Annotated in this window: 16 protein-coding genes; 9 read left to right on the forward strand and 7 right to left on the reverse strand. The window is 40.9% G+C overall.

Going from position 1 to position 18,347, the window contains the following annotated elements; genetic code table 11:
* Window positions 1-176: 176 nt before the first annotated feature.
* The gene (locus RMY27_RS26630) at window positions 177-632 is read right to left on the reverse strand and encodes a nuclear transport factor 2 family protein (RefSeq protein ID WP_322667873.1); all 456 of its coding nucleotides are present in this window, start codon (window positions 630-632) and stop codon (window positions 177-179) included.
* Window positions 633-816: 184 nt separating this feature from the next.
* On the opposite strand from RMY27_RS26630, the gene RMY27_RS26635 reads away from it, so the two are divergent.
* A complete protein-coding gene (locus RMY27_RS26635) occupies window positions 817-1,404 on the forward strand; it encodes a Uma2 family endonuclease (protein ID WP_322667874.1) in 588 nt (195 codons plus the stop codon).
* A 2-nt stretch (window positions 1,405-1,406) separates the two neighbouring features.
* Here the strand turns inward: RMY27_RS26635 and RMY27_RS26640 are convergent, their stop codons facing one another.
* The 3 genes from RMY27_RS26640 to RMY27_RS26650 all read right to left on the reverse strand — a co-directional run bounded on the left by RMY27_RS26640 (window position 1,407) and on the right by RMY27_RS26650 (window position 4,952).
* Window positions 1,407-3,341, reverse strand: coding sequence for a hypothetical protein (locus RMY27_RS26640; protein ID WP_322667875.1), 1,935 nt, complete (start codon window positions 3,339-3,341; stop codon window positions 1,407-1,409).
* A 569-nt stretch (window positions 3,342-3,910) separates the two neighbouring features.
* Complete coding sequence (locus tag RMY27_RS26645; RefSeq protein ID WP_322667876.1) at window positions 3,911-4,315, reverse strand: biopolymer transporter ExbD; 405 nt, start codon at window positions 4,313-4,315, stop codon at window positions 3,911-3,913.
* A complete protein-coding gene (locus RMY27_RS26650) occupies window positions 4,299-4,952 on the reverse strand; it encodes a MotA/TolQ/ExbB proton channel family protein (protein ID WP_322667877.1) in 654 nt (217 codons plus the stop codon). The genes RMY27_RS26645 and RMY27_RS26650 overlap by 17 nt, the downstream gene beginning before the upstream one ends.
* Window positions 4,953-5,294: 342 nt before the next feature.
* On the opposite strand from RMY27_RS26650, the gene RMY27_RS26655 reads away from it, so the two are divergent.
* A complete protein-coding gene (locus RMY27_RS26655; protein ID WP_322667878.1) occupies window positions 5,295-6,782 on the forward strand; it encodes a TonB family protein in 1,488 nt (495 codons plus the stop codon).
* Between the two features lie 491 nt (window positions 6,783-7,273).
* On the opposite strand, the gene RMY27_RS26660 is transcribed toward RMY27_RS26655, so the two are convergent.
* Window positions 7,274-7,492 (reverse strand): hypothetical protein, encoded by a 219-nt coding sequence (locus tag RMY27_RS26660; protein WP_322667879.1) that lies wholly within the window; start codon window positions 7,490-7,492, stop codon window positions 7,274-7,276.
* A 190-nt stretch (window positions 7,493-7,682) separates the two neighbouring features.
* Between RMY27_RS26660 and RMY27_RS26665 the strand changes: the two genes are divergently transcribed.
* Both RMY27_RS26665 and RMY27_RS26670 read left to right on the forward strand, forming a co-directional pair.
* Window positions 7,683-7,928: a hypothetical protein gene (locus RMY27_RS26665; RefSeq protein ID WP_099099597.1), complete on the forward strand. Its 246-nt coding sequence runs from the start codon at window positions 7,683-7,685 to the stop codon at window positions 7,926-7,928.
* Between the two features lie 10 nt (window positions 7,929-7,938).
* Entirely contained in the window at window positions 7,939-8,976 is a 1,038-nt protein-coding gene (locus tag RMY27_RS26670; protein WP_322667880.1) for a hypothetical protein, read from the forward strand.
* 115 nt (window positions 8,977-9,091) lie between these two features.
* Here the strand turns inward: RMY27_RS26670 and ilvA are convergent, their stop codons facing one another.
* Complete coding sequence (gene ilvA, locus RMY27_RS26675; protein WP_322667881.1) at window positions 9,092-10,603, reverse strand: threonine ammonia-lyase, biosynthetic; 1,512 nt, start codon at window positions 10,601-10,603, stop codon at window positions 9,092-9,094.
* Between the two features lie 403 nt (window positions 10,604-11,006).
* On the opposite strand from ilvA, the gene RMY27_RS26680 reads away from it, so the two are divergent.
* The 5 genes from RMY27_RS26680 to RMY27_RS26700 all read left to right on the forward strand — a co-directional run bounded on the left by RMY27_RS26680 (window position 11,007) and on the right by RMY27_RS26700 (window position 17,024).
* Entirely contained in the window at window positions 11,007-11,318 is a 312-nt protein-coding gene (locus RMY27_RS26680) for an RNA recognition motif domain-containing protein (protein WP_289798627.1), read from the forward strand.
* A 123-nt stretch (window positions 11,319-11,441) separates the two neighbouring features.
* Window positions 11,442-11,579 carry a hypothetical protein gene (locus tag RMY27_RS26685; RefSeq protein ID WP_322667882.1) on the forward strand — a complete coding sequence of 46 codons (138 nt, stop codon included), beginning with the start codon at window positions 11,442-11,444 and terminating at the stop codon, window positions 11,577-11,579.
* 534 nt (window positions 11,580-12,113) lie between these two features.
* A complete protein-coding gene (locus RMY27_RS26690; protein WP_322667883.1) occupies window positions 12,114-13,133 on the forward strand; it encodes an AraC family transcriptional regulator in 1,020 nt (339 codons plus the stop codon).
* A 126-nt stretch (window positions 13,134-13,259) separates the two neighbouring features.
* Window positions 13,260-15,824 carry a TonB-dependent siderophore receptor gene (locus tag RMY27_RS26695; RefSeq protein WP_322667884.1) on the forward strand — a complete coding sequence of 855 codons (2,565 nt, stop codon included), beginning with the start codon at window positions 13,260-13,262 and terminating at the stop codon, window positions 15,822-15,824.
* 81 nt (window positions 15,825-15,905) lie between these two features.
* Window positions 15,906-17,024, forward strand: coding sequence for an iron-siderophore ABC transporter substrate-binding protein (locus RMY27_RS26700; protein ID WP_322667885.1), 1,119 nt, complete (start codon window positions 15,906-15,908; stop codon window positions 17,022-17,024).
* Between the two features lie 272 nt (window positions 17,025-17,296).
* Here the strand turns inward: RMY27_RS26700 and RMY27_RS26705 are convergent, their stop codons facing one another.
* A complete protein-coding gene (locus RMY27_RS26705; protein ID WP_322667886.1) occupies window positions 17,297-18,337 on the reverse strand; it encodes an ABC transporter ATP-binding protein in 1,041 nt (346 codons plus the stop codon).
* Between the last annotated feature and the right edge of the window lie 10 nt (window positions 18,338-18,347).

Here is an 18,347-nt window from a genome sequence, read left to right on the forward strand (position 1 = left end):
GTGGAGTTTTTGTCGCTTCCTCCACCTTGTTATCACCAAGGGAAGGTTAAATTCTTTATCAGAGCGGTCTGAGGTGATAAACGTCTTGTGTTTTTTAGATTACAACTTAATTTTGACACTCCAATCTTCTTAGTTCATTTTGAGCTAAGGAGATTTGACTATCACGACTAGTGTAACTATTTGTTAGTTGGCGTTTGTGTGTCAAAATATTCACGCCAACGACTAATTTGATTATCCTTAAAATCTACAACAATTACGTCATCAGCTTTATTACGACGACCTGTCGCCTTTTCTGTATCTTCGTAGTACCACTCTACTGCTGCCTGATTTTCGCCAATGATAATCCGGTGGATGTCTATTTTGACATCTGAATACTGTTCTTTAAAATTGGCAAGTCCTTCTCGAATTCTTTCTTGCCCCCGCCAGCATTGACCAGGCACGATTAGTTCTCCGTCAACTGTAAACATTTGTGTAAGGGCATCGACATCTTGAGCAACCCATGCATCTTTAGCTTTTTCTATTAATATCTGCATATCTTGTTGGTTCATAGACTGACTGGCAACTAAAGGTGTGCTAAAAGTTAAGCTAACAAATATAGTTCCTAACACTAGCCATTGAGATAACCAAAGCATCTAAATTTTTCTACCTTCTAAAGTATCAAGCTTATAGAGCATTAGTAACAATTAGTAACATTTAACCAGAAGTTGTTTGGATTGCGATCGCACTCCACGATCTCATTATGCGATGTCTACGACGGGCTACGCCTACGCACTCCACACAGCACTACACTAGAAAGTAAGATGCTCACAATAGCCTATGGACGCCACGACAACCACTTTCCCTTCTACCCTCAAATTGAAAATCGACTTGACTGATGAGCAATTTTTCCAGATGTGTCAGAAAAACCGCGATTATCGATTTGAGCGTACAGCATCAGGTGAATTATTAATTATGCCACCTACAGGTAGTGACACTGGCAGACGTAATGTTAAAATTACAACTCAATTAGATATTTGGAACTCTGAAACTAATTTAGGCGAAGTTTTTGACTCTTCAACTGGTTTCACGCTACTTAATGGTGCAGAACGTTCTCCTGATGCTTCTTGGGTAAAAATTGAGCGGTGGAATGCTTTAACCCCACAACAACAAGAAAAATTTGCCCCGATTTGTCCTGATTTTGTAGTAAAGTTGCGTTCTCGTACTGATTCCTTGAAAGAATTACAAGAGAAAATGCAGGAGTATATCGAAAATGGCACTCAATTAGGCTGGTTAATTGATCGCAAAAACAAGCGAGTGGAAATTTATCGTCCAGGTAAAAATGTAGAGATATTAGACAATCCTGCTAGTTTATCTGGAGAAAATATACTACCTGGATTTGTGTTGGATTTACAGCAAATTATGTAGTTTTATTGATTAGGATAGATATAGCGCATTTCAAAGCGGCTTTGCTCCCAAAGTGGTATTAAAGCTTGTTTAGCAGCACTTAACTGAGCTTGTGAAAAAGATATTCTACCATTTTCTATAATCCAAATAAATATGCGAGTGATTAAATCTGCCTTAAAACTATTCTCGTATTCACTATTATTTATTCTTACTACTTGCCGATCTAAGCAATCTATAGCATATTTAAAAGTCAAGTTTTTCCAGTCTGTGGAATTGCTATAATTTTCTTCTGGCGTATTTTTACACTCAACTCGCCGCAAATTCCCAACAATATAGTCTATGCCTATTATGGAAGAATCCGTATTACGCACTAAATTTGTATAGGCTTGGTAATATGGTTTCAATAGTGAAGCTGCAATATTTTCCACATAGATATGTAGCCAAGATTGTATATCACGAAGATAAGGTACTAAATCTCTAATATTATCAATTTCTTTGATTGGCGCACGTTCACTTCTGTAATTTATTATTTTTGCTAGCAATTCCGATTCAGATAATTGAGATTTCTTTGAGTAGTAATTAATAACCTTGGGGATATATTTATCTAATAACCACTGCTTGGTATATCTAGCTGTCCAAGTTCCTCGTACTCCAATATCTTGTTGCCATGAGCTAAATTTAGGTGCTTCAATAGATTGTAAATTAACATTATTTAGTTCATAGACTATGTTAACTTGATTACTAGGTAATAAAGATAAATCTCTGTCAAATTTGGGAAAGATAAATGCATGATCGCGAATTCCTCGACTCACTCGAATTGATATATTTTTTCTATGAAATAGATGCCATTCTGACTTGCCTTTCTTATAATCAAATTCTTTCGTAAACTGCTGCATTAACTCCCATAATTCTTGTTTTACAGAAAAAAGGATAAAACCACGAACTTGTGAAAAGTTTATAAATTCAAAATCCCATGTTTCTAGAGCATTTTCAAATTCAATTATTGAGTTTTTATAGTTTTGGCAAACTTCATCGATACACAAACACAAGTCTGTTGCTTCTAATTTTGATAATATAACTGTTATTTGACCAAAATGCACTGTAAAATTATTTTTATCTAATTCTTTCAAAAAACGACGACAACCCCAATCTGGATGAGTGTATAATCCTGTCATTAATTGACCTAAAATATCTTGATGATTTAAGTGAATTTTTAGACCTTTAAAAAGAATACTACTGAATTCTATTTGACAATTACCTTCACCAAAAGCTTTGGGTAAATTACAAGCGATCGCTACTTTTGGTTTAACAACAACTAAGTGGCAATCTTCTCGCATTATAGAAGGCTCAAAATCACATTTTTCTAAAAAATAGTGTAAATCTGGATGACGTATGATTAATTTTTCTATTAAACTACATTTAGTAGATGTTAAAATACTGGCTGTATTTTTATCGATGTTTCTAACTAAATCAAAATTGAGTTTATTATAAAAATTTGAAGCGACATCGTTATTTTTTAAGGTATCTATATTTAGATCAAATACTAATTCTTCTCGATGGGAATGTAGACGCTGAAAAACATTGATGTCATATCCATTGGTGACAATAAAAAATAGTGTTTTAAAATGATTACTATAAAATCTAGCTTGCTCAATAGCCTCATTTAACTTGGTTTTTTGCGGTTCTATCGCTTCTACAAAAATCAGTGATGTATCTGTATTTTGTTTTTTAACATCATCTGTTGCAAAATAAATCTGAGCAATTTCTAAATTATTGGCGTAGGTTTCTGATTGATAGGTTTTTAAAGAGTATTCACGATGACATATCTCTGGATAGCAGAGATAGTGAAACATTGGCAAAATAAACTTTTCTTTTACATCATCTTTATTTTGCAAAACACGATGGTCAAAACCTTGTATCCATGTAATGAATTTTTTAATTGACTCTGGAATAATCATCAGATAATCTACCTGCTTGTATAAATTTGCTATGCCTTATTTTGATCGTGTAATTAGCAATTTATCAAGTCAGTTTGGATTATGTCGTGATTGTAGATACTAGAATGGAAGCATTCGGCTGAAACTTAACCTTGGCAAAACCTACAGCAGTGAAGAAGAAGTCAGAATTCAGAAGTCAGGAGTCATATCATGTCTGCTTGGTTACTTATTAAATTGCAAGAACCCCACCCCGCCAAAGCTACGCTTTATCTCCCCTCCCGAAGAGCGGGGAAGGGTTGGGGGTGGGGTGAAATGACAGTGGGAATCATAACTAATTACCCGGACTTGATATCAGAATGAAGACGCTCGTTCTGGCTCCTGAATTCTGTTTTGATAAAAGTTACTGCCTTTAGAATTAAACATCTGGTGAAAATCAGGTAGGCAAAATTAATTAATTGTGTATAAAAATAATTTTGGGCAACACATAACATAATAGATTGCTGAAGATATCTATTAGACAAGAAGGAGTTAGGAGTCAGAATATAGAATTTCCCTGACTCTCTGAACTTCGTTATGCCCAATATATCTATTTATTGTCTTTGGGTAGCGATCGCTAACTTTGCCCCTTCAACCTGACGTACCCGATCCATCACCGCCACCACCTGACCGTGACCAACTTTTTCATCAGCATTAATAATCACTAACATTTCTGAGTTAGAACCAATTAAAGTCCGCACTTGCGCTGTTAAATTATCAACTGTGGTTGGTTTCCGGTTCAAGCTTACTACTCCTTGTTCATCTACCGTGATAGTAACTTTAGAGGGAACTTGTTGTTGTTTTGCTGTGGCTGCCTTCGGTAAATTTACTGGTAAACCTTCTGAACGTGTTAAAAACAGAGTTGACATGATAAAAAATGTCAAAATTGCAAAAATCACGTCAATCATCGGCACAATATTAATCTGTGCTGGGATATCTGGTTCATCTTGTAGACGCATACGTTTTTTCTCCTCGTTCATAGCGACGGCGGTAAAGTAATTCTAACTGTCCCCCATACTCTTGAATTAGTGCAATTTGCCGTTGATACAGTCCCCGGAAGGTATTGGCAAACATGAGTATGAATATAGCAACTATCAATCCTGATGCTGTTGATACCAAAGCTTCACTAATACCAGCCGTAACACTTGCCGTTCTGCTACCTCCCACGTCACCAAGATTTAGAGAGGCAAAGGAGGTTATCAATCCTAATACTGTGCCGAGAAGACCTAACAGTGGTGCCAGACTAATGATTGTCTCGAACATGTTTTGAAAACGTTTTAACACAGGTATCTCAGCTTGCGCTTCGCTTTCTAGCGCCAAACGAAATTCTTCTGGATTTGGCTCCTCTAATTCTAAAGCTGCTAGAAAAATCCGGGCGAGTGGCAAATCTGCGTTTTTCCGAAGTTTATCCATTGCACCGACAACATTATCGAGACGGTAGAGATTCAAAACATCTCGCACCACCCGGTTTTGACGCTGATTAATTCTTACCCAAAACCTGATCCGCTCAATGATCAGTGCCACACCCAAGACCGAAAACGCCAACAGGGGCCACATGACCACACCACCTGCTGCAAACAAATTCTGAATTCCCATGTAGTGCCTCTATAACGTCGTCCACAATACAAAATCAGACTACCAGAATCTAGAGAAAAGCTGAAACTTTTTCTCAATAAAATATAAAATATAATGATAAATTTTTCAAATGTAATGCTCATGACTTTTATTTAATTGTTAGTTTGTTTTACATAAATTAATTTAATTAGATTGCAACAAAAATTAATTTTGTCCAAAAAGCATGATATTGGTACTTTGAAAAGATATTTTTGTTATTGCAGGGTTCCGTAACGCGATCGCAATTAATTTTAATTTTTTACTTGATATTTGTAACCTTGCATTCTAAGATAGCTAAATTAGTGAGAATAGGTAGCAATAGCTATGAGCTTTTCTGGCATTACTGTCGAGCAACGTTCCAAAGAAGTTGAGGCTCTCAAGTCTTTTCTGACTTACAGTCTGATAGGTTCACTGGCGCTGCATATCGGCGTACTGTCTTCTGGCATAAGTAATTATTTGACCAGAGTACCCACAGGAGAAGAAGAACCAATAGAGTTGGCGATCGTGGATGCTCCGACTGCGGAATCAGAAAAACCAATTGCAGAGATTCCAAAAGAAATAAAACAAGAACCAGAAGTTGTCCAAAAACAGCCTATAGAAACTCCACCAGTAGAAAAATTTGAACAGATTACAGCAGTCCCTCAGAAGCCACAGCCGATAGATACGCCGCCAAAAGCAATTCCTATCAAGCCAGAAGTTGCTGTGAAATCTGCACCTATTCCACGATCGGTACCAGAAGTACCTGTGAAATCTGCATCTATTCCCCAATCAGCTCCGTCTGAAGACTCCAAAGCAAGTTCAGCAGGTGGTGGCGGTGGCGGTGGCGGTGGCGGCGGATCTGGTGTTGGTTTAGGCTCAGGTAGTGGTATTGCTGTAGGTACAAGCAGTGGTACTGGTCCTGGCGGAGGAACTGGCACTGGCACTGGTGGTGGCATTGGTAGTGGAACTGGCACTGGTACTGGTAGCGGAATTGGTAGTGGCACTGGCAGTGGAATTGGTAGTGGCACTGGCAGTGGAATTGGTAGCGGCACTGGCAGTGGAATTGGTAGCGGCACTGGCAGTGGAATTGGTAGCGGAGTAGGAAACCGTCCGACAGTTGCAACAGCGCCTACACCTCCAAAAACTAACAGTCCAGGTAATAGTCGTTCAGCTTGCCGTCGCAATTGCGATTTCAAGTATCCAACGTCATTACGAGGGCAAAAGCCTGAAGGCAGCCCAAAGTTAAAACTTGAGCTTGATGAACAAGGTAATGTCACTAATGTGCGTCTTACTCGCTCTAGTGGGAACTCCACCTTGGATGAAGCCGCCGTCAGACAAGCGCGTGAAATGAAAGTAAGTGGTGGCAGAAAAGAAGCGACACTTATCCCTAACTTCGTTGTAGATGGTTCTCGCCGTCAGCAAGAAGTCCGAGAACGTGAAAGAAAGAGACAAGAACGGGAGAGAAACCAACAGACAGCAGCATCCAACTCTAACTCCACAGAGGGAACTTCAAGACGTAGGCGCAGAGAGTTGGCACCCCCATCAAGACCAGCAATATCTGGATTTAGTCGGCGACTAGAACCTCAAAGAGCAGAAAGTCCTGCTAGAAACTCATCATCTGAAGCTAGAACAACTCGTACTCAAGGAACTGCAAGAGAATCCCTACGCCGCACCCGAACTGAGCAAACGACTACCGATTCATCACAAAAGCCACAAGCAACCACAAATCGGCGGCGGCGAAGAGATAACGGTAGCCAGAATAAATTGCGGGACTCTTTGCGGCGTTTACGCCAACCACCTCAATCGCAACCTGCGGCTCCTAGTCAGCAGTAGTCTGTCAAGTTGAAATTGATGGGTTAGTAATAAGCGCTTGAGCGCTTAACAAAGGACTAAAGTCCTGACTACAAATTTATTAGACCTCTTGCATAAATCAAAAATAAGAAAGAACCCCACCCCGCCAAAGCTACGCTTTGTCTCCCCTCCCGAAGAGCGGGGAGGGGTTGGGGGTGGGGTGTTAGGGACTTTTGCAAGAGGTCTATTGACTAAGCCCCGTTGGGGCGGGTGTCGGGTGTCGGGGAAGAAATAGCCCCAACGGGGCTTCTTCGTCACTTGCCGCGTCATAAAGGGCGATTGCATTGGTGGAAGTTCCAAGCTTCGTCCAATGCCGTCTTTTATCCCTACACCCTACCCCCTACCCCCTACACCCTTCTTCTTGACCCAGTGAAGTTGACTTGACATACTGCTAGTAGAGGGATCAAACTTATTGGAATCATACTTCGATTAACAACGATCGCCGCCTCCTGTTTTTAGGAGGCGGTTGTTCTTTAGACAGGAATGGCTTCATTAAGCATTACCCATCTAGCATGAGGAACAGGGGTTAGGAGTGCGGTAATTTTCTGATGGGCTATGAGAGACGCTGGCGATCGCTTGATTTGCCAATCAATAGTAGTGGAAGTAAATAATCCTGCACTTTCCCTATCTATTTTTCTGATCGGGGCAATGTAAATTGCTGCGCCTAAAGAATGATAGTAGTGTTTGCTCATCACCAATTATATGCTGAGAGATATAGTTAACAGCTAACTCTCAAATTGCTCATCTGCACTTTATGTCTAGATGTCAAATTCACTGATTTGAATAAAACTTCTACATAAACACACACTGATGCGGTTTGATTTGCTTGAATAGCTATATTGATAGGACATTGATAACGTCGGCAATTCACAATTCCTGATTATGGCAAGTAAATTCATTGATGTTAGAGAATATACTGTCAGGGCGCACAAAAGACAGATTCATACTCGTGTTTTCCAGTTTGTCTGTAAAGAGTGTAACGATCTGACAAAACGCGAGACTTTCGGCCCTCGACCTTTATATTGTGAGAGATGTCGCCCTCCTCAACCGCCTAAGAAATCCCAGCCAGCATCTCACAAGGCAAAACCCAGAGCAATGTCTTATAAAAGTGACATCGATTTAAATTGATTAAAGCCCTATGACTCAAAATGGACAATTAGAACCGCCTCCGGGAACCTTTCTCTCACCATTGTTGGAATTACGAGACTATTATGCTCGCCTGACAGAAGAGTATGAACGCCTCTTTGTGCAGGCGCGATCGCAGCTCGATCATGTAGAAGCATTGTTGTCTAACTGGTCTTTTTCTGATACCAACAAGCAGATATCAAGATTAACAGCGACTGATGAAACCTCAAATCTTTCTGGAGAAAGTTCTCTGCGGTTTTTATCACCCCTTGATGACATCGGCGAAATCAACTTGGTGGAATCTTTAGAGTCAGAACGAAAAGACTCAGATCGGGTTGAGATAAATAATTCTTTTTCTGCTGTTGATACAAAAGAGAGCCAATCTCTAACGACATCAACAGATCCAAAGATTGTCCTAGAGAACAACGATAGTTCAACGAAGGTAGTGGAAATCCCGATGCTACCTCAGTATCAGCACGCTATCTCGCGAATGGAAGCGATAAAACAGCTATTGCAAGAACAGATAGGTACTGTTTGTCATATCGATTTTATCGTGCGATCGCTTTATGGAGAGTTAGATTCCCATCTATTCAAAGTAGTTAAAGGTAGAGTGCAATCTTCCCTCACCCAAGGCAGAGAAAGGAATTACTGGGTAACTATTCCCGATGAGCCAGGTTGTTATACTCTGGATTTAAGTTTGGTAGCCCCAAGTAATCGCAATGCTGCTTCTAGGAGTATCAAAAACAAAAACAAGAAGCCTTTCGTTCCCCCGACAAAAACAGTACCAATGCTCAAAGCCTTTGAGGGTCAATTCTTGATTGACGCCCTCACCTCTCTGTTACAAGAAAATCCAGGTAAAGTTTTCAGCGTTGCTGAAGTCATCGCCGGAATTTATGGAGAACTAGATTCTCAGCAAATTAGAGAGATCAAAAATAAGGTGCTGAATGAACTATCTAGAGGCTATCGCACAGGTAGATTCGCTAGGGTTCCTAATCAAATTGGCTTTTACACTTGGGACTCAAATCTGATATTGAAAGGGAGTTCTCGTTAAATTGGGCATTGGGCATGGGGCATTGGGCATTGTTATACTGCTCCCCCGCCCCTCTGCTCCTCTGCCCCTCTGCTCCTCTGCCCCTCTGCCCCTCTGCCTCTTCTCCACTCCCCGCCTATCCCAAAAACAGCTTGTATGCGGGATTCTTGTTTTCATCCCAATAGCGATAGCCCAGGCGATCGAGAAAAGCTTGCCAATCTTCCATCTCGTGAGGGGGAACCTGGATACCGACAACGATTCGACCGTAGTCTGAGCCGTTATTGCGGTAGTGAAAAAGACTAATATTCCAGTCGGGACTCATGGAAGTCACAAATTTCATCAATGCGCCGGGACGTTCGGGAAACTCAAAACGGTAGAGCAATTCATTATGAGCTAGGGGGGAGTGTCCACCTACCATGTGCCGCAGATGTAGTTTAGTTAGTTCGTCGTCGGTTAAATCAAGGGTTTCAAATCCATGAGCTTCAAAGGTTTCTACCATCTTGACAGCATCGGCACGGTTTTGAATTTGCACGCCGACAAAAATATGGGCTGTTTTTTCATCGGCAATACGATAATTAAACTCGGTCAAGTTACGGTTGCCAATACATTCACAAAACTGGCGAATACTTCCCCGTTGCTCTGGAATTGTGACTGCAAAGATCGCTTCGCGGCGTTCACCGAACTCTGCTCGTTCTGCCACAAAGCGGAGGCGATCAAAATTCATGTTTGCACCACAGGCGACAGCAATTAAGGTTTGCCCTTCGATTTGTTCTCGTTCGGCATAGGCTTTGGCAGCTGCGATCGCTAATGCACCAGCTGGTTCTAAAATGGATCGCGTATCCTCAAACACGTCTTTAATCGCAGCGCAAGTATCATCTGTATCCACCAAAATAATTTCATCTACATACTGCTGACATAAACGGAAGGTTTCTTCACCGACTTCCCGCACCGCCACACCATCAGCAAATAACCCTACTTGGGATAAGCGTACCCGATGCCCGGCTTTGAGCGATTGAGACATGGCATCAGCATCAACTGGTTCAACACCAATAATCTTAATTTCGGGACGTAATCGTTTCACATAAGCCCCAATTCCAGAAATTAATCCGCCGCCTCCAATTGCTACAAATATGGCATGGATGGGTTGCTGATATTGCCGTAAAATTTCCATCCCAATTGTTCCCTGTCCAGCAATTACGTGGGGATCGTCAAAGGGATGAATAAAGGTCAATCCTTTTTCTACTTCTAATTCACGCGCATAGCTATAAGCATCATCATAAGTGTTTCCATGTAGCACCACTGCTCCGCCCCTCATTCTCACCGCGTCCACCTTGACTTGGGGTGTGGTTACTGGCATGACGATAATCGCTTTGGTTCCCAAACGATTTGCTGCAAGGGCGACTCCCTGAGCATGGTTCCCCGCAGACGCTGCAATTACACCCTGTGCCAATATATCTGGTGGCAGTTGCACCATTTTGTTATAAGCACCTCGCAGTTTAAAGGAAAATACTGACTGCATATCCTCACGTTTCAACAAGAGTTGATTATTTAGCCGTGCAGACAAATTTGGAGCATACTCCAGTGGTGTTTCCTGGGCAACATCATACACACGAGCAGTCAGGATTTGGATGAGGTAGTCGCAAAACATGGGCGTCAAGCTGTTAGCAAATGCTGGATGGAAACTAATTTTACGTTACAAGCGATCGCACTGCTTTTCTTGAATTGCCCTCTCTCGAAATTTTGATTGAACAAAATTTAAAAATTACCAATTAATATTCTTTGAAGAGAAATAAGTTCAGTTATGGAAATTTTTTGATGACTGCAAATTTCATGCGATCGCTGGTAGGTCGATTGTAAAAGAGTTTTGCCAACTATCCGAGTATTTAGATCGACAGATTAAGTATAGTGTTACTTAAGAACATAACTTCTCAATTTATGTTAAAGTATGCGTGGAAGATGAAATTCGGCTGTACAGTTTGTTTTTATATATACTTGTATTACAGACCTCTCCGGATCTAAATCTCTACATCCCCTGATTCTGGAGACATTCTATGTCAATTTACGTCGGTAATCTATCTTATGAGGTTAAAGAAGATGACCTCCGGCAAGTCTTTGCAGAATATGGAACTGTAAAAAATGTTCAATTGCCTGTCGACCGAGAAACTGGTCGGATGAGAGGTTTCGGGTTTGTGGAATTGGAATCAGACGCACAAGAACAAGCGGCGATTGATGCCCTTGATAACGCTGAATGGATGGGTCGAAGCTTAAAAGTTAATAAAGCCAAGCCCAAAACAGACGGAGGTTCCTCTGGTGGTAGACGAGGAGGCTATGGTGGCGGTGGCGGTGGTGGTGGCCGCTATTAAGCTCTAAAACCAAAAATTTAACTCTAAGGTCTTAAGGGCAGACAAGGTATCTGCCTTTTTTGCGTTTTATTTAACCGAACAAAGGCAGAGAGCAGGCGGTTACTGAGCGACTTGCCTTGACTTGTGCCAAGCATCTCGACTTACTTCGACTACGCTCAGTACAAGTCGCTCGATGGAACCGGAGCCGAGGTAGCAAAGTCGAAAAAAGTCGAAGTGATGCAGGAAGTTTTAGGAAATAATTCTTATGAAGCCATGCGTTAGGGTAGCTTCCCGCAGGTATCGTTTTTGTAAAAGGTTCGCCTTTGTTACTAGAATCACCACCCCATTCATTTGAATTAAACGTGTCAGAGATGGGGTTATTTAATAACGCCTAGACTGAAAAAGCTTGGCTCTTGGCAAATCCGACCATGTTCCCTAATAGTAGCCTGTCAAGTTGAAATTAATGAATCAAGACTACAGGGTGGTTATAACTATCTCAAATTTTCACGAATGATTTCGGACTGCTATATATCAATACACTTGGGTTAGACGTAGCGACTGTGAACAAGTCGCTTTTATAACGCTGAATTTCGTGCAATAATTAAGAATCTTTCTTATTTAGATAAGGGATTATATAGCTTGCTGGGGTACTTATCGCCAGAGCGATCGCTATGAATATCAGCATTTCACAACAAGCTGGCTAGGAGCGGCTATAAGCATTTAACATAGCATGGATTTGCCTTTTGGATAATTCTTGACAGTGCCTCAGATCCAATCATATATCAGCTTGATAATGATAGTAATTATTATTAAACTATGACAAAAATTTTTACATCTACAGAGTGGGAAGAACTGTGGGTAGAAAGTGAGCATAATGGCGCAATTTCCAGTCAATCAAAGGGGGTCGAAACTATCCGTCAAGGGAAGATTTTAAATATTTGTAATATCTATGAATGCTGGATAGAATTACGCAATGGCTTGTCTATTTGCATACATGAAGAGGATTTTATTGATGATCTTGTGTGGGTTAGAGATAGTTTGGATGAATCTCAATTTGGATTAAGTTTTTTTCTCTCAGGAAAAGTGAGAATTGAACGCCACGGTTTAACTGATGAGACTAACGAATCACTAGGCAGGTATTATTCTGAATGTAACTGCGATATCAAAGAAACTGAATGGTGGAAAGTCGGTGAGAAGTTTTCACGAATTTATCTGAAAATCGAACCACAGGAATTTTTTCAAAGTTTTGGCGAAGAAGAATTAGAACAAATACCAATTTTCCTGCGCCAAGCCTTAATGGGTGATAAGTTACAGCCCTATTACCACCAAGGGGAAATCACACAGCAAATGTGGACGGTGTTATGTAATATTCTCCAGTGTCCCTATCAAGGTTTGATGAAGCGAATGTATCTGGAAAGTCAGTCGATGGAATTGATTACGCTTCATTTTCAGCAATTTCAAAAGCAGGATGTTCATAATCATAGCTTTCCAGCCAGGGATTTGAGCGATATTGATAAAATTTATCAAGCCAAGGAAATATTGCTAGGTAATCTAGAAAATCCACCCAGTCTGATAGAGTTAGCACGACAAGTAGGGCTAAATGACTTCAAATTGAAGCGTGGGTTCCGTCAAGTTTTTGGAACATCTGCGTTTAAATATTTACACGAATATCGGCTGGAAAAAGCCAGACAACTTTTAGTATTAGGAGAAATGAAGGTTGAAGAAGTGGCATTTAGGGTAGGTTTTGATAGTCGCAGCTACTTTGCCTTTGCTTTCCGTAAAAAGTTCGGCTTGAATCCTAAACAATACTTTCAGCAGCGCCAAAAATCCGTCTAGCGTTCAAATAAAATCCGTCTAGCGTTCAAATAAAAAATCCGTATCCCTTATTATGCATACACTGCCAGTTTAGTTAGGAAATTTTCTTAATACTGTCAAGTGGTGTGAGGGAGTGTGGGTGACTAAATGAAGTTAGATAAATTGTTTCAAAGTCTGCTGCTCACAGGTGCAGTTGTTGTTTTGATCAACACTCCTGCTAGAAGTGAGGATGCTAAACTGAGCGAGATTTCCCAAAGTGCAGAATTACTAGTACAGTCGCCAGCATCCTCATCAGAAGTTGTGCAAGTCACGGGAGTGAAAGCCAATCCGACAGATAAAGGTGTGGAGGTGGTTTTAGAAACCACTCAAGGAGAGCAGCTAAAAATTACAAATCGCAGTGCGGAAAATAACTTTATCGCTGATATTCTTAATACGCAATTGCGTTTAGCCAGTGGCGATGCGTTTACATTCCGTTCCCAAAACCCAGTTGCAGGGATTACTGAGATAACAGTTACAAACCTTGATGCCAATACAATCCGGGTAACAGTCACGGGTGAGGGAGGAGTGCCAAAGGTTGAGTTATTTGACAGTGATGAAGGGCTAATTTTTGGCGTGATCCCAGATGTAACTGCGGCGCAACAACCAGAAACACCACAAGCTCAAGAAAAGCCTACAAGTGAGACACCCCAAGAGGAACCAGCAGCACAGCAGGATGAGCCGATTGAGTTGGTGGTAACGGGTGAGCAAGATGGATATCGCGTGCAGGATGCGACGACGGCAACAAAGACAGATACACCGTTGCGCGATATTCCCCAATCTATTCAGGTAGTGCCGCGAGAGGTGCTGGAAGATCGCAACGCGAGAAGTCTAGCTGAGGCAGTGGAAACCGTCAGTGGCGTAGTTGACGGCGCTGACTACAACGGTTCGCCTGCACAAGACTTCATTATCAGAGGATTTGAACAGGGTGGAAGTTTCCGAAATGGCTATCGAGATGTAAATTCTTTTGGCTTGACAGGAGTGGGCACGATTGAGCGAGTGGAAATTCTAAAAGGGCCAGCCTCGGTTTTGTTTGGGGCTGTAGAACCTGGTGGAATCGTCAACATCGTCACCAAACAACCCTTGAGTGAACCCTATTATAAGCTCGAATTTGAGGCGGGGAATCGTGACTTTTATCAGCCCAGTCTTGATTTCTCAGGGCCTTTAAATGACGATAAAACTTTGCTTTATCGCTTAAATGCTAGCTATCAAACTTCTGATGGTTTTCAAGATTTTGTCAACACCAATCTGACTACATTTGCACCAACAATCAGTTGGAAATTGGGTGATAGAACAGACCTGACTTTATACTATGAGTATATTAATTTTAAAGGAACTTTTGAGCAATATACCTCAATTCTTAGCGATAATACATTTCTGCCTCGGAGCTTCTATCAGGGATATCCTGACGATGCTTTTGTAAATAATACTACCCAAAAGTTTGGTTACACCGTCAGCCACGAGTTTAGTGATAACTGGCAAATTCGTAATAACTTTTCTGTAGTTACTAGTAGCAACGCTGAAGAATACACTTTAGCAACAGAAGTAGTGAACGATCAGTCCTTACGGCAATTTGCTCAAGATCGTGATTTTACAACAGACAACTATTTTGGACAGATCGACTTACTTGGAAAGTTTAATACGGGATCAATTTCACACCAAATCTTGATAGGTTTTGATTTCAATAGTTATACCCAGACTTTTGCAAGGTCAATTGCAAGTAATGTTCCTAATCTAGATATTGCCAATCCAAACTACGACATTCCAAGCTTCAACTATGGCCCACGTTCTAGCTCTACCGATCGTTCTCAAAGCTATGGCATTTACCTTCAGGATCAGATTAGCTTTCTAGATAATCTGAAGTTATTAATCGGTGGGCGCTTCGATTGGGTTATAGGCGATAATACAAATGACGTGACAGGGCAGACGACAGAAAACCCTGAAAATAGTGCTTTTAGTCCCCGAATCGGCTTGGTATATCAGCCCAGCAAATCTATTTCTCTTTACACCAGCTACAGTCAATCTTTTGTCCCTGTAACTGAATCAAACCCCGATGGTGAAACATTTGAGCCTACAAGAGGAACACAATATGAAGTAGGTATTAAAGGTGATTTTCTAGAGGGTCGGCTTTCGGCAACACTGGCAGCCTATCAAATTACTAAGTCAAATATTCTAACTCCCGATCGTGAACGAGCAGAGTCTGATTACTTCATTCAGATAGGGGAACAAAGGAGTAGAGGGATTGAGTTAGATATTACAGGGGAAATTTTGCCAGGTTGGAAAGCGATCGCTTCTTATGCTTACACTAATGCAGAAGTAACTGAAACTGAAGAAGACGATATTCCTGTAGGCAATCGATTGGTGAGTGTACCAGAAAATCAAGCTAGTCTCTGGACAACCTATGAGTTTCAAAATAGCGATTTGAAGGGTTTGGGATTTGGTTTGGGGCTGTTTTATGTGGGTACGCGATCGGGAGATTCAGCTAACTCCTTTGAAATACCCGATTACTTGCGTACCGATGCAGCGATTTACTACCGTAGAGATGGTTTTAAAGCTGGTATCAATATTCGTAATCTATTTGATACGGACTATATTAGAACCTCTGACGATGGCAGCACATTTCTGCGAAGAGGTGCGCCTTTTACAATTTTCGGCTCAATTAGCTGGGAGTTTTAACTCTCTCTTTTGTAGAGCCTAAATATATTATCAGTCTTCTGAACAACCTGCCAAATATTAGTTAAAGAAAAATATTCCACAATGACAAAGAAAGCCATTAGTACAATTATGCGGTTGTTACTTGGTATGAAAGCTATTTGTGCTTTGACTTTTGCTAAGTTTGTTTGGGTTGTCAAGACTGTTTTTTTCAGCTTACATATCTTATGGCAACCCCGACAGGTTTCGAGTAATTACAAATTTTTACCATTCTTTCTGACAATAGTTGTGGTTTTAGCGATCGCAGCCTGTAACCACAACACACATATAGTAACTCACAAGTCAACCCTTGCACGAACGCCTATAGAAACAAAAACGGTTAGCCATGCTTTAGGTAAAGTTGAAATTCCACTTCAACCGCAGCGAGTTATTGTATTAGAAGAAAATATAATTCTCGATTCTGTAGTGGCGCTGGGTATAAAGCCAGTTGGTGTCGTGTATTGTGGGGGCTGTGAGGAAAAGTTTCGAGGTATACCTAGCGAATTACTTGCTGACGTTCCAGTTTTGGGCAGTATTGGGAGTCAACCTTCCCTAGAGAAAATTCTTGCTTTAAAACCCGATTTAATTCTGGGGTTAACAAACCTCAAGAATTCTTATAAACTCCTTTCCAGCATCGCGCCTACAGTACTGATCGATTTTCCCACCATGTACGATTTTAAAGAAAGACTACGATATGTAGCCCAGGTGTTGGGAAAGAGCGATCGCGCCGAAGAACTTCTGACTCAGTACCAAAATCGAATCCAAAAATTGCGGCAGCAATTAGGAAAACAACTAGAAGCAAAAACAATATCCGTAATTTATCTTGCAGGTTCGGCAGATATTTTTTATAGCTATAGAGGAGACTTTCTACCTTATGGTCAAATCATTAGTGACGCAGGTTTACGACTAATTCAACAAAATCAAAAACAACGTGAATTAACATTAAGTATTGAAGTTTTACCAGAATACGATGCAGATTTTTTATTTATTATGACCGATTTATTAAAAAGAGATTTTAAAGAAGCAAATCCTGAATTTTTATCTTTTTTGAAAAAGCCTATTTGGTCAAAACTTAAAGCTGTTCAAAATAAACAGGTATACAACGTAAATTGGAATGTCGGAGGGACTATCGGAGCTAATAAAATAATTAATGACCTCTTCAAATATCTAGTAAAAACATCTTAAAACCCGGATTTATCACCACATCTCTCAAAACCTTAGACTTCTTGGCATTTGTCGGGGTAAAGGGGAAGGTGGGGCCCCCTCTGGGGATAAGGGGCGGGGGAAAAGGGTAAAAAAACTCAAAATCCTTTCCCTTTAACATAAGTCCCTTTTCCCTAAGAGGTCTCTTGTGCAAGAGTTCAAATACCAAGTTTTTTCCCCTCTGCCCCTCTGAACTCATGGTATTTATGCTCTTCTGTGGCGCATACTATTTGGGATTTAACAGCAAGCAAAATCTACTGCGGAAAAACCTTTATAGTATCACTGGCGATAGATAACTCTACCCTTGTACCCAAAGGTAACGCTATATCTTTCAGTGTTCGCGCATGGAGTTCTTTACCAGAGGGAGTTTGTAAACAATATTGATACTCGCGCCCTAAAAATCGTCGGGTGCGGACAACTACGGGCGCATCTGTAGCTGGCTTTAAGATAAAATCTTCTTGGCGGATCATAATTTCGCCAGTATCTTCGGTGTGATTCGCTGTTAACTCAAAACTGCCGATTTCTGTTTCCCACACATTACCTTGGCGGCGCGCGGGAAGGAAATTAGCTTGAGTGACAAATTCGGCGACAAATCTTGATGCTGGATGAGTATAAATTTTTTCTGGTGTGCCTAGTTGCTCTAAATGTCCTTGGCGCATGACACCTACTATATCTGAAATAGCTAATGCTTCTTCTTGATCGTGGGTAACAAAAATTGCTGAAGTACCCGCCGCTTTGAGAATGTCGCGCACTTCTTCTCGTAAGCGCAACCTAACTTGAATATCAAGATTACTCAAAGGTTCATCCAAAAGCATGAGTTGGGGTTGGGGTGCTAAAGCACGGGCGAGGGCAACTCTTTGCTGTTGTCCACCTGAAAGTTCATAAGGGTAACGTTTTTCTAAGCCTTCGAGTCTCACCAAATTAATGACTTCGGCTATGCGTTTTTGTATTTGCTGTTTACTGAAATGTTTCAACCCAAAAGCCACATTTTCTGCCACATTTAGATGGGGAAACAGGGCATAATCTTGAAAAACAACACCGATATCGCGCTGTTCGGCTGGAGTGCAAGTAGAATTATTACAAACTATCTGTCCACCAATTTTAATTTCTCCTACTTGCGATCGCTCAAAACCAGCAATCATTCGCAACAGCGTCGTTTTACCACAACCAGATGGGCCAAGCAATCCCAATATATCTCCTTGTTGCAACGTCAAAGATACGTTATCTACAGCAGGAAAGGTACTTTCTGCAAACTGCTTGGTGACATTTTGTAAGTCGAGAATTGCTTGTTGCATAAGTAGATAA

It is taken from the genome of Nostoc sp. DedQUE09 (assembly GCF_034530915.1).
GTDB lineage: Bacteria > Cyanobacteriota > Cyanobacteriia > Cyanobacteriales > Nostocaceae > Nostoc.

Excerpts from the sequence above, each read along its gene's own strand:
- RMY27_RS26650 (WP_322667877.1), bottom strand. The coding sequence starts at position 4,952 with ATGGGAATTCAGAATTTGTTTGCAGCAGGTGGTGTGGTCATGTGGCCC.
- RMY27_RS26695 (WP_322667884.1), top strand. The coding sequence starts at position 13,260 with ATGAAGTTAGATAAATTGTTTCAAAGTCTGCTGCTCACAGGTGCAGTT.
- RMY27_RS26665 (WP_099099597.1), top strand. The coding sequence starts at position 7,683 with ATGGCAAGTAAATTCATTGATGTTAGAGAATATACTGTCAGGGCGCAC.
- RMY27_RS26645 (WP_322667876.1), bottom strand. The coding sequence starts at position 4,315 with ATGCGTCTACAAGATGAACCAGATATCCCAGCACAGATTAATATTGTG.
- RMY27_RS26630 (WP_322667873.1), bottom strand. The coding sequence starts at position 632 with ATGCTTTGGTTATCTCAATGGCTAGTGTTAGGAACTATATTTGTTAGC.
- RMY27_RS26640 (WP_322667875.1), bottom strand. The coding sequence starts at position 3,341 with ATGATTATTCCAGAGTCAATTAAAAAATTCATTACATGGATACAAGGT.
- RMY27_RS26660 (WP_322667879.1), bottom strand. The coding sequence starts at position 7,492 with ATGAGCAAACACTACTATCATTCTTTAGGCGCAGCAATTTACATTGCC.
- RMY27_RS26705 (WP_322667886.1), bottom strand. The coding sequence starts at position 18,337 with ATGCAACAAGCAATTCTCGACTTACAAAATGTCACCAAGCAGTTTGCA.
- RMY27_RS26655 (WP_322667878.1), top strand. The coding sequence starts at position 5,295 with ATGAGCTTTTCTGGCATTACTGTCGAGCAACGTTCCAAAGAAGTTGAG.
- RMY27_RS26670 (WP_322667880.1), top strand. The coding sequence starts at position 7,939 with ATGACTCAAAATGGACAATTAGAACCGCCTCCGGGAACCTTTCTCTCA.
- RMY27_RS26700 (WP_322667885.1), top strand. The coding sequence starts at position 15,906 with ATGACAAAGAAAGCCATTAGTACAATTATGCGGTTGTTACTTGGTATG.
- RMY27_RS26690 (WP_322667883.1), top strand. The coding sequence starts at position 12,114 with ATGACAAAAATTTTTACATCTACAGAGTGGGAAGAACTGTGGGTAGAA.
- ilvA (WP_322667881.1), bottom strand. The coding sequence starts at position 10,603 with ATGTTTTGCGACTACCTCATCCAAATCCTGACTGCTCGTGTGTATGAT.
- RMY27_RS26635 (WP_322667874.1), top strand. The coding sequence starts at position 817 with ATGGACGCCACGACAACCACTTTCCCTTCTACCCTCAAATTGAAAATC.
- RMY27_RS26680 (WP_289798627.1), top strand. The coding sequence starts at position 11,007 with ATGTCAATTTACGTCGGTAATCTATCTTATGAGGTTAAAGAAGATGAC.